Origin of the sequence: Micromonospora sp. CCTCC AA 2012012, assembly GCF_040499845.1 — a bacterium.
Lineage (GTDB): Bacteria > Actinomycetota > Actinomycetes > Mycobacteriales > Micromonosporaceae > Micromonospora > Micromonospora mangrovi.
In genome coordinates, this window is record NZ_CP159342.1 from 37698 (window position 1) to 51896 (window position 14199).

Consider the following 14199-nt stretch of genomic DNA (forward strand, 5'->3'; position numbering starts at 1 on the left):
CCCAGGGCAGGGTAGAGAGCTTCACATGCCTGCCGAGATCGATGAGACGCCGTCCCGGCCCGCCGTGCGGGCGTTCGGCGGCAGCGCCCTCGCCGTGGTGATCGCCGGCACGGTGGCCCTGCTGACCCGCCAGCCCTGGCTCTTCCCCAGCCTGGGACCGGCGATCATGCTGCACGTCGAACAGCCGGAGAAGCCGGAGTCGTCGCCCCGCAACACCGTCATCGGACACCTGGTGGCGCTGCTCGCCGGCTACGCCCTGCTGACCGTCACCGGCCTGGCCGACCACCCGTCCGTGCTCCAGGAGGGGGTCAGCTGGCCCCGGATCGTCGCCGCCGCCGGCTCCCTGGCGATCACCGCCGCGGTGCTGGTGCTGCTGAAAGCCGCGCACCCGCCGGCCGGCGCGACCACACTGATCGTGAGCCTGGGCCTGCTGCGCACCCCCACCCAGTTGGTGATCGCGTTCGCCGCCGTGCTCCTGGTGACCCTGGTGGACCTGCTGTTCAACCGGGCCACCGGCCGTCGGATGCCGGTCTGGGCATCGAAGGAAGGTTGAGAAGATGGTGGACCGGATCGCGGACCCTTGGGGGCCGCGCACGCCGTACGGGCCGGGTGAACGGTGGCCGGTGCGGGTGGACAGTTTCCTCGCCGACGGCCACACCGAGGCCGACGTGCAGCGCTGGGTGCCGAGCGCGTCGATCCTGCACTCGAATGGCGACGCGATGGACATCGCGGTGGTGGACGACCGGATCGTCGGCGTCCGGGGCCGGCCGGGTGACCGGATCAACAACGGCCGGGTCGACCCCAAGGACCTGTACGGCTGGCAGGCCAACCACAGCCCCGACCGGCTGCGCCGCCCCCTGGTACGCGAGGGCGGCCGGCTGGTGGAGACCGACTGGGACACCGCGATGGGCCGGATCGTGGCCCGCTCGAAGGAGTTGCGGGACGGCCCGGGCGGCTGGGGCCACTTCGGCTTCTACACCAGCGGCCAGCTCTTCCTGGAGGAGTACTACACCCTCGGGGTGATCGGGAAGGCCGGCCTGGGCACCCCGCACATGGACGGCAACACCCGGCTCTGCACCGCGACCGCCGCCGCCGCGCTGAAGGCGTCCTTCGGCACCGACGGGCAGCCCGGGTCGTACACCGACGTGGACCACTGCGACGCGATCGCGCTCTGGGGGCACAACGTCGCGGAGACCCAGACGGTGCTCTGGATGCGGATGCTGGACCGGCGGCGCGGGCCGAACCCGCCGGCGATGCTGGCGGTCGACCCGCGCGCCACTCCGGTGGCCCGGGAGGCCGACGTCCACCTCGCGCTGCGCAACGGCACCAACATGGCGCTGCTCAACGGCCTGCTCCGCGAGCTGATCCACCGCGGCTGGTACGACGAGGAGTACGTCCGCGCCCACACCCTCGGCTTCGAGAAGCTGTGCGAGGTGGTCGAGGACTATCCGGTGGCGAAGGTCGCCGAGATCTGCGACCTGCCGGCCCGCGACATCGAACGCGCCGCCGAGCTGCTGGGCGGGTCCGAGCGGCTGCTCTCCACCGTGCTCCAGGGCTTCTACCAGTCCAACCAGGCGACGGCGGCCTCCTGCCAGGTGAACAACATCCACCTGATCCGGGGCATGCTCGGCCGGCCCGGCGCCGGGCTCTATCAGATGAACGGCCAGCCGACCGCGCAGAACAACCGGGAGTGCGGCGCCGACGGCGACCTGCCCGGCCTGCGCAACTGGGAGAACGAGGAGCACGTCGCCGAGCTGGCGAAGCTGTGGAACGTCGAGGTCGACACCATCCCGCACTGGTCGCCGCCGACGCACGCCATGCAGATCTTCCGCTACGCCGAGCAGGGCTCGATCAAGCTGCTCTGGATCTCGGCCACCAACCCGGCGGTCTCCCTGCCCGACCTGGCCCGGATCCGGCGCATCCTGGCGCAGCCGGAGCTGTTCGTGGTGGTGCAGGACCTCTTCCTCACCGAGACCGCCGAGCTGGCCGACGTGGTGCTGCCGGCGGCCACCTGGGGCGAGAAGACCGGCACCTTCACCAGCGTGGACCGGACCGTGCACATCTCCGACAAGGCGGTCGAGCCGCCCGGCGAGGCCCGCCCCGACCTGGACATCTTCCTCGACTACGCGCGCCGGATGGACTTCCGCGACTCCGACGGGAACCCGCTGATCACCTGGACCGGGCCGGAGGAGGTGTTCGAGGCGTGGAAGGAGTGCTCGCGGGGCCGGCCCTGCGACTACACCGCGATCACCTACGAGCGGCTGCGCTCCGGCGGCATCCAGTGGCCCTGCACCGACGAGCAGCCGGACGGCACCGAACGGCTCTACACCGACGCGGTGTTCAACACCGACCCGGACTACTGCGAGTCGTACGGGCACGACCTGGCGACCGGGGCGGAGAACCTGCCGGAGGAATACAAGGCGAAGCAGCCGGGCGGCCGGGCGTTCCTGCACGCGGTGGCGTACCAGCCGTCGCCGGAGGTGCCGAGCGACGACTACCCGCTGCTGCTCACCACCGGCCGGACCGTCTACCAGTTCCACACCCGCACCAAGACCGGCCGGGCCACCCAGCTGGTGCACGCCGCGCCGGAGTCCTGGGTGGAGCTGAACCCGGCCGACGCCGACAAGCTCGGCGTCGGCGAGGGGGACCTGGTCCGGGTCGAGTCGCCGCGCGGCGCCGTCCGCGGTCGCGCCCGGATCTGCGGGGTACGCCCCGGCGTGGTCTTCGTCCCCTTCCACTACGGCTACTGGGACGCCGCCGACGGGGCGGCTCCCGGCCAGGGGCGGCACGACCGGGCGGCCAACGAGCTGACCATCACCGCCTGGGACCCGGTCTCCAAGCAGCCGATCTTCAAGGTGGCCGCGGTCCGGGTGGTGAAGGAGGCCGACTCGGGTGGCCGGCCCTCGCCCGCGCCCACCGTCGGCGGCTCCGCGCCACTGGCCGGGGCGGACATCCCGGCCACCGTCGGCGGCCCGGCCGCCGAGGCACCGTCGAGAGGGGAGTGAGATGCACCTCGCGCACTATCTGGGACTGCTGCACAAGGCCCAGGAACGCCTGGGTGACGCCTTCACCGAGGTGGGCGAGGCGCACCGGGAGGAGCCCGACGTCTTCCACACCTGCCAGAAGCTCGCCACCCAGTGCCGCGGGCACGCGGAGAAGCTCGCCCCCTTCGCCCGCCGGTACGCCGAGGACGCCCCGGCCGAGCCGGACCGGCTGCACTCGGAGCTCTTCTCCGGCACCCGTAGCGGCGGGCTCGGGCTGCTCCGCGACCTCCAGGACCTCTATCTGATGGCCGCCGAGTGCGACATCTCCTGGACGGTGATCGGCCAGGCCGCGTACGGGGCCCGGGACGAGGAACTGCTGGCGGTGGTGAAGTCCTGCGAACAGGAGACCGCGATCCAGCTCAAGTGGCTGCGTACCCGGATGAAGCAGGCCGCGCCGCAGGCCCTCGTCGTCGCGGAGTAGGACGGCCGGCGTCAGGCGGTGCGGCGGACGCCGTCGAGGACGAAGCCGCTGGGCGGGAGGGTGGGCATCCGGTTCAGGCTCACCGCCAGGTCCTGCGGCGGCACCTCGTAGCGCATGGCGGTGGTGAGCAGGCCGACGGCCCGCTTGATCAGCTCGATGGTCAGCCACTCGCCGGCGCAGCGGTGCCCGGCCAGGTGCTCACCGCCGCCCTGCGGCACCAGGCCGTACGGGTCGTCCCGCCAGCCGGCGAAGCGCTCCGGGTTGAACCGCTCCGGATCCGGCCACAGCTGCGGGTGGTGGTTGGTGCCGTACAGGTCCAGCAGCACCCGACGGCCGGTCGGGAAGTGGTGCCCCTGCCAGTCGAAGGACCGGCGCACCCGGGCCGCCGCGAACGGGAAGAACGGATAGTGGCGGCGGACCTCCTGGACGAACCACTCGGTGGCGTCCGGGTCGTCGCGGACCCGCTCCCGCCACGCCGGGTGGTCGTGCAGGGCGAGGGCGGCGAAGACCACGTACCGGTCGACGGCGACCGTCGGGCGCAGCACGTTGAGCAGCTCCACGGCGGCGATCCGGCGGGGCAGCGGCCGACCCCGCTCGTCCCGGTGCTCGGCGATCACCCGGAGCGCACTGCCCTCCGGCGCGGGGAGCGTGCCGGCCCGGACCCGGTCCACCACGTCGGCGAGCCAGCGTTCGGCCCGGCGACGGGCGAGCAGGCCACGCCAGTGCCGGAGGCCGAGCACGGCCGGCCCCTCGATCATCGCGTGCAGCTGGGCCGTACGCCGGGCCACCTCGCCGGTGTCGAGCGGGACGCCGGCCCAGGCGCAGACCGCCCGGGTCAGCATCCGGCCGACCTCGTCGTAGAGGACCACCGACCCGGACCGTTCCCAGTCGGGGATGCGGGCCCGCCACTCGTCGTCGAAGAGCTGACCGAGCTGCCGCAGCGCGCTCGGCGTCATCAGCGACAGGAACATCGCCTTGCGGGCCCCGTGCGCGCCGCCGTCGAGCCCCTGCACACCGCCGACGCCGGTGAGGGTGCGTTGTCCCCGTCTGGGCATCGCGCCCGCGCGGACGAACCGCTCCGGGTCGTAGAAGAGCACCGCCGCCGGCCGGCCGCGCAGGCAGATGGTCCGCTCCAGCAGGAGCCGGGTCTGGAAGATGTCACTTCCGTACCGCTCGTAGCGGGAGCTGCCGAACCGGTACCCCTCACGGAGGAACGCCCACGTGCTCTCCGGACTGCGGTCGGCGGGGGTGGTGGCCATCGGGTCTCTCCTGACACGGGTGAACCTGCCGGCCGATCCGGTCGGCCAGTCGCGTCTACCCGGGTCGCGGCGGCTGAATCCCGCTCGGCGCGAACCGGTTCCGGTGCGGGCCGCCGGCAGGGTACCGGTCGACGCGCCCCGGGGGAGGGGCCAGCCGACGAGCCGACTGCTGGCCCCTCCCACCGGGCCGGAAAGCTGCTTGGCTCGGTCTCGCGTCGGCGGCTGCGGTCCGGCGCAGGTCGACGACGGGGAGGTCCGATGCGGGAGAACATGCCGCCGTGGTGGCGGGAACGGCGAGTGGTCCGGGCGATCGAGCGGGCCGGTGCGGTGGGCCCCGACCCGGGGGACCGACCGCTCCTCGCCGCGCCCCGTCCGGCGCCGCGCCCGCCGCGCTGGTTCACCGCCCACCTCGGCTTCACCGCCGCCGGTCCGGAGCAGGCCCGCGACCTCGCCGTCGCGTACGCCGAGGCACTGAACCTGCTCCGCCCGGAGCTGGCGCTCGGTGCCGCGGCCTGGTCCCCGGCGGACGCCTGGCACCGGGCCGAGCGGCTCTTCTGCGGCGCCGAGGGGCCGGACGGCGAACGCTGCGCGGACGTCGCCGGCCACCCCGGCTTCCACCACGCCCCCGGCCTCGGCGGGCTGAGCTGGGGCGAGGGTGACCGGTGAGCCCGGTGCGCCGCTCAGTCGAGGTCGAACTCGCCGTCCTGTGCGCCCGCCACGAACGCGTCCCACTCGGCCTGGGTGAAGACCAGCACCGGGCCTTCGGGCTCCGCGGAGTTGCGCATGCCGATCAGATCGTCGACGAAGGCCACCTCGACGGCGCTGTCGGAGGTGTCGCCCTCGGCCCGCTGCCAGACCGCCCGGGAGAGATCGAAGTCACCCTTGGGGTGCTGACCCATCGTTGTTCCTCCATCGCCACGCGTGACGGGGAGTCCGTCCGGATCCCCATCGGGCAGGATAAGCGGATGCCGAGCCTGACCCGTGTAGAGGCGACCGCGCGTGGCGCGTTGATTACCGTCGAGTCCTACCAGGTGGACCTCGACCTGACCGGTGGCGGCGAGCGGTTCCGCTCGACCGTCACGATCCGGTTCCGGGCCACCCCCGGGGCCGCGACCTTCGCCGAGGTCAGGCCAGCGACCCTGACCGGCGTACGCCTCAACGACCGGGACCTCGACCCCGGCACCCTGACCGACAACCGGCTGCCGCTGGCCGGGCTGGAAGCGCAGAACACGCTCACCGTCACCGCCGAGATGGCCTACTCGAACACCGGCGAGGGGATCCACCGCTTCGTCGACCCCGCCGACGGCGAGACCTACCTCTATGCCATGTCCTTCCTGGACGAGGTGCAGCGCATCTTCGCGGCGTTCGACCAGCCCGACCTGAAGGCCCCGATCACCCTCGCCGTCAGCGCCCCGGCGGAGTGGACCGTCGCGGCCAACGGCCGGCTCCTCGCCCAGCCGCGCCCCGGTCGCTGGGAGTTCGCGCCCACCGAGCCCCTGCCGCCATACCTTTTCTCCCTGATCGCCGGCCCGTGGCACGTCCGGCGCGCCGAGCACGACGGCATTCCGCTGGGCATCTGGTGCCGGCGCTCGCTCGCCCCCCACCTCGACGCCGACGCCGACGAGATCTTCACCGTGACCCGGCAGTGCTTCGACCGCTTCCACCAGCTCTTCGCCGAGCGCTACCCGTTCGGCAAGTACGACCAGGCGTTCGTGCCGGAGTTCAACGCCGGCGCGATGGAGAACCCGGGCCTGGTCACCTTCCGGGACGACTACGTCTTCCGCTCGGCAGTCACGGACAGCCAGCGGGAGCTGCGGGCCACCACCATCGCGCACGAGATGGCGCACATGTGGTTCGGTGACCTGGTCACCATGCGCTGGTGGGACGACCTCTGGCTGAACGAGTCCTTCGCGGAGCACCTCGGCACCCGGGTCACCGCCGAGGCGACCCGCTTCCGCTCCGCGTGGACCACCTTCGCCCTGCGCCGCAAGGCCTGGGGGTACGCCGTCGACCAGCGCCCCTCCACCCATCCGGTGGCCCCCGAGGAGGTCGCCGACACCGCCGAGGCGCTGCTCAACTTCGACGGCATCTCGTACGCCAAGGGCGCCGCCGTGCTGCGCCAGCTCGTCGCCTGGCTCGGTGACGACGCCTTCCTCGCCGGCCTCAACGCGCACTTCGCCAAGCACCGGTTCGGCAACGCCTCGCTGGCCGACCTGCTCGACAGCCTCAGCGCCGCCGGTGGGCGTGACCTGTCGGCCTGGGCGGAACGCTGGCTGCGCCGCTCGCAGGTCAACACGCTGCGGATGGAGACGGCGGTCGACGCCGACGGCCGGTGGACCGACGTGGCCGTGGTGCAGACCGCGCCGGAGGCGTACCCGGTGCTGCGCCCGCACCGCATCGGCATCGGCCGGTACGCCCCGGACGGCACGACGAGCCGGTTCGAGGTGGACCTCGACCCGGACGCCGACCAGGGCCGGACCACCCTCACCGAGCTGGTGGGTCTTCCCGCCACCGGGCTGCTGCTGCCGAACGACGGCGACCTGACCTACGCCAAGATCCGCCTGGACCCGGCATCGGCCGACGCCGTGCCGATGGTCCTGCCGACGCTGGCCGACCCGCTGGCCCGGGCGCTGCTCTGGGGCGAGGCCCTGGACGCGGCGACCGACGGGGAACGCCCGGTCACCTCGCTGGTCTCGCTGATCGCGGCGGCGCTGCCCGCCGAGACCGAGGTGATCATCGCCGAGGACGTGCTCACCCTCAGCCGCAACCTGATCGACCGCTACCTCGACCCGCTCACCCGTGACGCCGCCCTGCTCCGGGTCGCCGGGGCCTGCACCGCGCTGCTCGCCGGGGCACCGGCGGGCGGATCGTTGCAGCTCGCCGCCGCCCGGGAGCTGATCGGGGCCACCACCGACACCGCCCTGCTCGCCGGCTGGCTGGCCGGCGACGGGGTCCCGGAGGGGCTGGCGGTCGACGCCGACCTGCGCTGGGCGCTGCTGCTGCGACTGGTGGTGCTCGGTGCGGCCGGCGAGGCCGAGATCGCCGCGGAGGCCGCCGCCGACCGTAGCGCCACCGGGGCGGAGCGCGCCGCCGCCTGCCGCGCCGCGCTGCCCGACGCCGCCGCCAAGGCCACCGCCTGGGAGATCATCACCAGCAGCACCGAGTCGTCCAACCGGCTCGTCGAGGCCACCGCGGAGGGCTTCTGGCAGCCCGAGCAGGCCGAGCTGACCGCGCCGTACGTGGCCAGGTACTTCGCCGACATGCCGGCGGCTGCGCGGTTGCGTACCGCCTGGGTGGCCGACCGGGTCGCCGGCCTGGCCTTCCCCCGTTACGCCGTGGCGCAGCCGACCCGGGAGTTGGCCGCGGCGCTGCTGGCCCGCGACGACCTCACGCCCGGCCTGCGTCGCAGGGTGGTCGACCTCGACGACGACCTGCGCCGCGCCCTGGTGGCCCGCACGGCGGTGGCCGCCGCCGGCGCTTGACTGGGCGGGTCGCGACCGGTCCAGGGCCTGACCGGCCGCGACCTGTGCCGGGACCTGACCAGCCGGGAGCTGGCCGATCGCGGCCGGCGCGACGCGGGCGGCGCACCCGACGAGGGGCGCCGCCCGCAGCCGGTCAACCGTCGGTCGACGCCGACGCCACCGGGGCGTCCCAATCGATCAGGTAGCGCTGCTCGGCGCCGATCGTCTTCTCCGGGTCCATCGCGGTCCGCACCAGCAACGGCATCAACAGCGGCAGCAGCGCCCGGCCCACCGGACCGGGCGCCTTGGTCCGGTTGATCCGGGCCGCCCGGGCGGCCACCTTCTCCACCCGGGCGCGCCGCAGCTGCTCGAAGGCGGTGAACGCCGACCGGACGTCCGGCAGGTCACGCAGGCAGCGGGCCAGCTGCACCGCGCTCTCGATCGCCAGCGACGCCCCCTGCCCGGAACTGTTGGAGGGCGCGTGCGCCGCGTCGCCGACCAGCACCATCCGACCCCGGTGCCAGCGCGGCACGCTCGGCATGATGTGCAGGGAGCCCACCGCCTGCACGTCGTCGGCGTCGGTGCTCGCCAGCAGATCGCGGCCCGGGTCGTCGTCGCCGTACGCGGTGCGCAGCGTCCGCATCCACTCGGCCGGGGGCACCGCGCGGGCCTCGGCGAGGCTCATCGGCCGCTCCTGGGGGAGGTTGACGCCCCACCGGGTGCCGCCACCCGGCTCCGGCCAGTACAGGTAGTAGCCGCGCCGGCCGAAGGCGAAGGTCATGGTGCCCGGGGCGGCGTCGACCTCGTGCCGGGCCACCCCCTCGAAGCCGAGCAGCCCGGTGAAGCGCGGGCCGGGGGCGTCCCGGTCGATCAGGGTGCGGACGGTCGACCGGACGCCGTCGGCCCCGATCAGGACGTCCGCCGTGGCGGTGCCGCCGTCGGCGAAGCGGGCGGTGACGCCGGTGTCGGTCTCCCGCGCGTCGACCAGGCGCCGGCCGTGCTCGACGACGATGCCCTCGGCCCGGGCGTGCTCGTGCAGCGCCTGGTGGAGGGCGTTGCGGTGCACCACGTGCAGCGGTGGCACACCGCTCAGGCCGGGCAGGTCGATGCGCCTGCGACCGACGGCCATCCTGGTCCGGTGGATGGGGGTGCCGATCGCGGTGACGGCCCGGTCCGCGCCGACGACGCGCAGGGCCGCGACGCCGTTGGGGGCGAGGGCGAGGGTGCCGCCGATGCCGTCGGCGGTACTCGGGTACGCCTCGTGGACGGTGGCGGTGATGCCGGCGCGGCGCAGGGCCAGCGCGGTCACCGGGCCGGCGATGCCGCCGCCGATGACGATCGCTGTCTTCACGGTGGTCATGGTGCTTCCCTCCAGGGTTTCGTCGGTGGTGCGCAGGGACCGACCTGGAGAGAGCCCGACTATCCTCGTGGTTGCCGCTTCGGGCCGGGCGCCTCTCCAGGTGTCGGTTCGGGGTACAGGCCCCGGCACGGTGTTGGCGCACCGTGTCGGGGCCGCAATCACGGGGTGGGGCCGCTCCCTTCCGGACCGTCGGTCGGCTCCGCCGGCCGGTCGCCGGCGTCGTGGAAGGCCCGCCATTCGGCCAGGCCCGGATAGCTGCCCGAGGTGAGTTCGGCCAGCAGGGACCGGACCCAGGCCGCTTCCGCCGCACGCATGGCGAGATCGTGGTCGGACTCGATCAGGAAGAGCCGTGGCACGCTCCGCAGTTGCTCGGCGAGCGCCGCCCGACCGGCCCTGATGTCGTCCTCCAGCCGCGCCAGCCGCTGTCCCAGGAGAGCTGTCGCCTCGTCGGGGTGCAGGGCGGCGAGCACCGAGAGGCCGGCCCGGAACCGGGGCTGCTCCGGCTCGGGGGTGGAGATCAACTCGCGGGCCCAGTCGACCAACTCGGCCCGACCGGCGTCGGTGATCCGGTAGACGGTGCGTTCCGGGCGCCGGCCCTCCCGGACGCTCTCCACGGCCTCGATCAGGCCGTGTCGCTCCATGTTGCGGACGACCGTGTAGAAGGACCCCCACTTGATCTCCATGTCCTGGTCCTTGCCCCAGGTGCGCAGGGTGGTGGCGATCTCGTAGGGGTGTCGGGGTCGCTCGACGAGGACGGAGAGCACGGCGAGGGCCACCAGGTTGCCCACCTTGCGCTGCCGGGCCACGTCGTCCTCCACTGCTCGCAGACGATTACTCGTTGACGAGCATAAGGCGTACCCGCCCGCGCCGGAACCCCTCGGCCCCACCCGTGGACGCCGGACGGGTCCGCGCCGGCCGATCGGCCTAGGATCGCGGGGTGGAGGAAGACATCCGGCGGATCGGCATCATGGGCGGGACCTTCGACCCGATCCACCACGGGCACCTCGTCGCGGCCAGCGAGGTGGCGGACCGGTTCGGGCTGGACGAGGTGGTCTTCGTCCCGACCGGCCAGCCCTGGCAGAAGGCGGACGAGCCGGTCACCCCCGCCGAGGACCGCTACCTGATGACGGTCATCGCCACCGCGTCCAACCCGCGCTTCCAGGTCAGCCGGGTCGACATCGACCGGGCCGGCCCCACCTACACCGTCGACACCCTGCGCGACCTGCACGCCGAGTACGGCCCGAAGGTGCAGCTCTTCTTCATCACCGGCGCGGACGCGCTGGAGCGGATCCTGTCGTGGAAGGACCTGGACGAGGTCCTCGAGCTGGCCCACTTCATCGGGGTGACCCGACCCGGCTTCGAGCTTTCCGACAAGCACCTCCCCGCCGACACGGTGAGCCTGGTGCAGGTGCCGGCGATGGCCATCTCCTCCACCGACTGCCGCGCCCGGGTCGCCCGCGGCGAGCCGGTCTGGTACCTGGTGCCGGACGGTGTGGTGCAGTACATCGCCAAACGACGCCTCTACCAGCGGTAATTCCGCCCGTTCTGTGGGGCTTTCACCCCGTAAGCGGCCAGAACCGACAAGTCGTCGCGCCGCCGGGTGTGAGACGCTTGGAGGGTCGCACGGTTGATCGAAGGAGAACGGTGACAGTTTCCGAACGCGCTCACGAGCTGGCGATGGCCGCCGCCCAGGCCGCGGCCGACAAGAAGGCACAGGACATCGTCATCATCGACGTGGGCGACCAACTCGCCATCACCGACGCGTTCCTGGTCGCCTCGGCCCCCAACGAGCGTCAGGTGCTGGCCATCGTCGACGCCATCGAGGAGCGGCTGCTCGAACTGCCGGAGAAGGCCAAGCCGCTGCGGCGCGAGGGCGAGCGCGGTGGTCGCTGGGTGCTGCTCGACTACGTCGACATCGTGGTGCACGTCCAGCACACCGAGGAGCGCGAGTTCTACGCCCTCGACCGGCTCTGGAAGGACTGCCCGCAGATCCCGTTCGTGGACCGGGACCTGGTCGAGGCCGACTCCGCCGCCGGCTCCACCGCCGAATGACCCGACTGATCATCTGGCGGCACGGCAACACCGACTGGAACGCCGCCAGCCGGGTCCAGGGGCAGACCGACGTACCCCTCAACGACCTCGGCCGGGAGCAGGCCCGGGCCGCCGCGCCGGTGCTGGCCGGGCTCCGGCCCGACGCCATCGTCGCCAGCGACCTGCGCCGCGCCGCCGACACGGCCGCCGCGCTCGCGGCGCTGACCGGCCTTCCGGTCCGCACCGACGTCCGGCTGCGGGAGCGGCACTTCGGCCGCTGGCAGGGCCTGGCCCTCACCGAGGTCGCCGAGCGCTTCCCCGACGAGTACGCCCGCTGGCGGGCCGGCGACCCCGACCCGGGCGCCGACATCGAGAGCCTCGACGACCTGGGCGAGCGGATCGGGGCCGGGTTCCGGGCCGCGGCCGACCTCGCCGTCGGCGGCACCGTCGTGGTGACCACCCACGGCGGCGGCGCCCGGCAGGGCGTCGGGCACCTGCTCGGCTGGGACCACGCCGTGCTGCGCGGCGTCGGATCGCTCTCCAACTGCCACTGGACGGAACTGCGGCACGACGACGTCCGGGGCTGGCACCTGCGGGCCCACAATGTCGGCCTGATCACCCAACCGGCGCTCACCGAGGCGGTCTGACCGGACGGTCCCGGCGCGCGGGGTCGGGATCGGCTAGCGTGCCGGGCATGCCCGTCGCGGTCGTCACCGACTCCACCGCCTACCTTCCGCCCGAGCTGGTGCGGGAGCACCGGCTCACCGTCGTCCCGCTGACCGTCGTGCTCAACGGTGCGGAAGGGCTGGAGGGCGTCGAGACGTTCCCCGCCGACGCCACCCGCGCGCTGGGCGGCCGCCGGGTCTCGGTGAGCACGTCCCGGCCGGCACCCGAGCAGTTCGCGCAGGTCTATCGCGCGCTGCTCGCCGAGGGCGCCGACGGCGTCGTGTCGGTGCACCTCTCCGCCGAACTCTCCGGCACGGTGGAGGCCGCCCGGCTGGCCGCCGCCGAGGTCGGCGACCGGGTCGAGGTGGTCGACAGCCGGTCCACCGGGATGGGCCTCGGCTTTCCGGTCCTCGCCGCCGCGACGGCCGCCGAGCACGGCACCGACCTGCCCGGGGTACGCCAGGCCGCGCTGGACGCCATCGAGCGCACCACCATCTGGTTCTATGTCGACACGCTGGAGTTCCTCCGCCGGGGCGGCCGGATCAACGCCGCCGAGGCGCTGCTCGGCACCGCCCTCTCGGTGAAGCCGATCATGCACATGCCGGACGGCGCGATCGTGCTCAAGGACAAGGTGCGTACCGCCAGCCGGGGCATCGCCCGCCTGGTGGACCTGGCCGTCGAGGCGGCCGGCGAGGCCGAGGTGGATCTCGCCGTGCACCACCTGGCCGCGCCGCAGCGCGCCGAGCAGCTCCTGGAGGCGTTGCGCGCCCGGTTCGGCGACCGGCTGCACGACACGTACGTCTCCGAGGCCGGGGCCGTCGTCGCCGCGCACGCCGGGCCGGGCCTGGCCTGCGTGGTGATCCACCGCCGCCCGTCCTGACCGATCCTTCCGGTGGTCGCTAGCACACCAGGGGCATGATCAGGGCGTTGTCCACAGGGCATCCGTCCGTCCACAGCCACCGGTCCGCGTCCTGATGGCGGCCGGTCGCCCGCCCTAACCTCGCGCCGTGCCCGACGACGAGGAAACCACCGTGCGGCAGCGGCTGTCCCGCCTGTTCGCCCCCGGGCGGGACGATGCGTCCCATCCCGGTGCCGCCACCTTTCCCGCGCTGCCGGATCGACCCGGACCCGCACCCGTGGACTCCCCGCTCGCCGTGGCGGAGGGCGGGGTTGGCTGCGGTGGTGGGGCCGACGGGGAACCGGTGGCGTCACCGCCGATCGCGCCGTCCCGGCTGCCCGGGCCGGGCGCGTTCGATCCCGGCCGGCGGGGCGTACGCGCACTCGCCGTGGTCGCCGCCGTCGTGGTGCTCGGGGCCGGAGCGTGGGCGTGGCGCTCCCGGCCGCACACCGAGCCCGTCCGCCCGGTGGGCACGGCTGCCGCCGCCCTCCCGGAGCCCGCCCCGGCCGGTTCGGCGAGCGCCGGTCCGAGCCAGCTCGTGGTCGCCGTCGCCGGCAAGGTACGCCGCCCCGGACTGGTCCGGCTGCCGGCCGGTGCCCGGGTCGCCGACGCCATCGACGCGGCCGGCGGCGCCCTGCCCGGAGTCGACACCGCCCTGCTCAACCCCGCCCGCAAGGTCACCGACGGCGAGCTGGTGGTGGTCGGCGCGACCGCCCCGGCCGCCTTGCCGGGAGTGCCGCCCGCAGCGGCGGGGGACGGCTCCGCACCCGGCGGTCCGGTGAACCTGAACACCGCCACCCTGGCCCAGCTCGACGCGCTGCCCGGCGTGGGGCCGGTGCTCGCCCAGCGCATCCTCACCCACCGGGAGCAGCACGGCGCCTTCCGGTCGGTGGCCGACCTGCGCCAGGTCGAGGGCATCGGCGACGCCCGGTACGAGCAGCTCAAGGAACTGGTGACGGTGTGAGCCGACGACCCACCCCACCAGCCCCCGCCCACGACCGGCACCCGTCCGAGCCGTCCCCGCCCGCCTCCGCCGACGGGCGCCGGCCGGAGTCGTCC

At 73.9% G+C, this 14199-nt stretch carries 14 protein-coding genes; 10 read left to right on the forward strand and 4 right to left on the reverse strand.

All coding sequences use genetic code 11. The features are described 5' to 3' along the window. Positions 1–25: 25 nt before the first annotated feature. Genes ABUL08_RS00155 through ABUL08_RS00165 form a run of 3 tightly spaced genes read left to right on the forward strand, consistent with a single transcriptional unit; the run spans position 26 to position 3465 of the window. Positions 26–553 (forward strand): HPP family protein, encoded by a 528-nt coding sequence (locus tag ABUL08_RS00155; protein WP_350933558.1) that lies wholly within the window; start codon positions 26–28, stop codon positions 551–553. A gap of 4 nt (positions 554–557) precedes the next feature. Then, positions 558–3005 carry a molybdopterin oxidoreductase family protein gene (locus ABUL08_RS00160; RefSeq protein WP_350933559.1) on the forward strand — a complete coding sequence of 816 codons (2448 nt, stop codon included), beginning with the start codon at positions 558–560 and terminating at the stop codon, positions 3003–3005. Position 3006: 1 nt separating this feature from the next. Continuing rightward, on the forward strand, positions 3007–3465 hold the full coding sequence (locus tag ABUL08_RS00165; RefSeq protein ID WP_350933560.1) for a hypothetical protein: 459 nt from the start codon (positions 3007–3009) through the stop codon (positions 3463–3465). An 11-nt stretch (positions 3466–3476) separates the two neighbouring features. On the opposite strand, the gene ABUL08_RS00170 is transcribed toward ABUL08_RS00165, so the two are convergent. Beyond that, positions 3477–4724: a cytochrome P450 gene (locus tag ABUL08_RS00170; RefSeq protein ID WP_350933561.1), complete on the reverse strand. Its 1248-nt coding sequence runs from the start codon at positions 4722–4724 to the stop codon at positions 3477–3479. Between the two features lie 258 nt (positions 4725–4982). Here ABUL08_RS00170 and ABUL08_RS00175 point away from each other — a divergent pair, with 258 nt between their 5' ends. Then, positions 4983–5390, forward strand: coding sequence for a hypothetical protein (locus tag ABUL08_RS00175; protein ID WP_350933562.1), 408 nt, complete (start codon positions 4983–4985; stop codon positions 5388–5390). 14 nt (positions 5391–5404) lie between these two features. Here ABUL08_RS00175 and ABUL08_RS00180 read toward each other — a convergent pair whose 3' ends face one another. Next, on the reverse strand, positions 5405–5623 hold the full coding sequence (locus tag ABUL08_RS00180) for a DUF397 domain-containing protein (protein ID WP_242793706.1): 219 nt from the start codon (positions 5621–5623) through the stop codon (positions 5405–5407). A 66-nt stretch (positions 5624–5689) separates the two neighbouring features. On the opposite strand from ABUL08_RS00180, the gene pepN reads away from it, so the two are divergent. Next, complete coding sequence (gene pepN, locus ABUL08_RS00185) at positions 5690–8206, forward strand: aminopeptidase N (protein ID WP_350933563.1); 2517 nt, start codon at positions 5690–5692, stop codon at positions 8204–8206. A gap of 133 nt (positions 8207–8339) precedes the next feature. On the opposite strand, the gene ABUL08_RS00190 is transcribed toward pepN, so the two are convergent. Next, entirely contained in the window at positions 8340–9545 is a 1206-nt protein-coding gene (locus ABUL08_RS00190; protein ID WP_350933564.1) for an FAD-dependent oxidoreductase, read from the reverse strand. 158 nt (positions 9546–9703) lie between these two features. Further along, positions 9704–10363, reverse strand: coding sequence for a PadR family transcriptional regulator (locus ABUL08_RS00195; RefSeq protein WP_350933565.1), 660 nt, complete (start codon positions 10361–10363; stop codon positions 9704–9706). A 119-nt stretch (positions 10364–10482) separates the two neighbouring features. Between ABUL08_RS00195 and nadD the strand changes: the two genes are divergently transcribed. The 5 genes from nadD (at position 10483) to ABUL08_RS00220 (ending at position 14104) form a co-directional block, all read left to right on the forward strand. Next, a complete protein-coding gene (gene nadD, locus ABUL08_RS00200; RefSeq protein ID WP_350933566.1) occupies positions 10483–11079 on the forward strand; it encodes a nicotinate-nucleotide adenylyltransferase in 597 nt (198 codons plus the stop codon). A 110-nt stretch (positions 11080–11189) separates the two neighbouring features. Continuing rightward, on the forward strand, positions 11190–11597 hold the full coding sequence (rsfS, locus tag ABUL08_RS00205; protein WP_350933567.1) for a ribosome silencing factor: 408 nt from the start codon (positions 11190–11192) through the stop codon (positions 11595–11597). Further along, positions 11594–12223, forward strand: coding sequence for a histidine phosphatase family protein (locus ABUL08_RS00210; protein ID WP_350933568.1), 630 nt, complete (start codon positions 11594–11596; stop codon positions 12221–12223). Before rsfS ends, ABUL08_RS00210 begins: the two co-directional genes overlap by 4 nt. Positions 12224–12270: 47 nt before the next feature. Then, entirely contained in the window at positions 12271–13122 is an 852-nt protein-coding gene (locus ABUL08_RS00215) for a DegV family protein (protein ID WP_350933570.1), read from the forward strand. A gap of 127 nt (positions 13123–13249) precedes the next feature. Continuing rightward, complete coding sequence (locus tag ABUL08_RS00220) at positions 13250–14104, forward strand: ComEA family DNA-binding protein (RefSeq protein WP_350933571.1); 855 nt, start codon at positions 13250–13252, stop codon at positions 14102–14104. The last annotated feature ends 95 nt before the right edge of the window (positions 14105–14199 follow it).

What these genes read in the sequence shown, in the direction of transcription:
- ABUL08_RS00170 (WP_350933561.1), bottom strand. Translation starts at nt 4,724, where the DNA reads ATGGCCACCACCCCCGCCGACCGCAGTCCGGAGAGCACGTGGGCGTTC.
- ABUL08_RS00160 (WP_350933559.1), top strand. Translation starts at nt 558, where the DNA reads ATGGTGGACCGGATCGCGGACCCTTGGGGGCCGCGCACGCCGTACGGG.
- pepN (WP_350933563.1), top strand. Translation starts at nt 5,690, where the DNA reads ATGCCGAGCCTGACCCGTGTAGAGGCGACCGCGCGTGGCGCGTTGATT.
- ABUL08_RS00190 (WP_350933564.1), bottom strand. Translation starts at nt 9,545, where the DNA reads ATGACCACCGTGAAGACAGCGATCGTCATCGGCGGCGGCATCGCCGGC.
- ABUL08_RS00180 (WP_242793706.1), bottom strand. Translation starts at nt 5,623, where the DNA reads ATGGGTCAGCACCCCAAGGGTGACTTCGATCTCTCCCGGGCGGTCTGG.
- ABUL08_RS00215 (WP_350933570.1), top strand. Translation starts at nt 12,271, where the DNA reads ATGCCCGTCGCGGTCGTCACCGACTCCACCGCCTACCTTCCGCCCGAG.
- ABUL08_RS00175 (WP_350933562.1), top strand. Translation starts at nt 4,983, where the DNA reads ATGCGGGAGAACATGCCGCCGTGGTGGCGGGAACGGCGAGTGGTCCGG.
- ABUL08_RS00165 (WP_350933560.1), top strand. Translation starts at nt 3,007, where the DNA reads ATGCACCTCGCGCACTATCTGGGACTGCTGCACAAGGCCCAGGAACGC.
- ABUL08_RS00155 (WP_350933558.1), top strand. Translation starts at nt 26, where the DNA reads ATGCCTGCCGAGATCGATGAGACGCCGTCCCGGCCCGCCGTGCGGGCG.
- ABUL08_RS00210 (WP_350933568.1), top strand. Translation starts at nt 11,594, where the DNA reads ATGACCCGACTGATCATCTGGCGGCACGGCAACACCGACTGGAACGCC.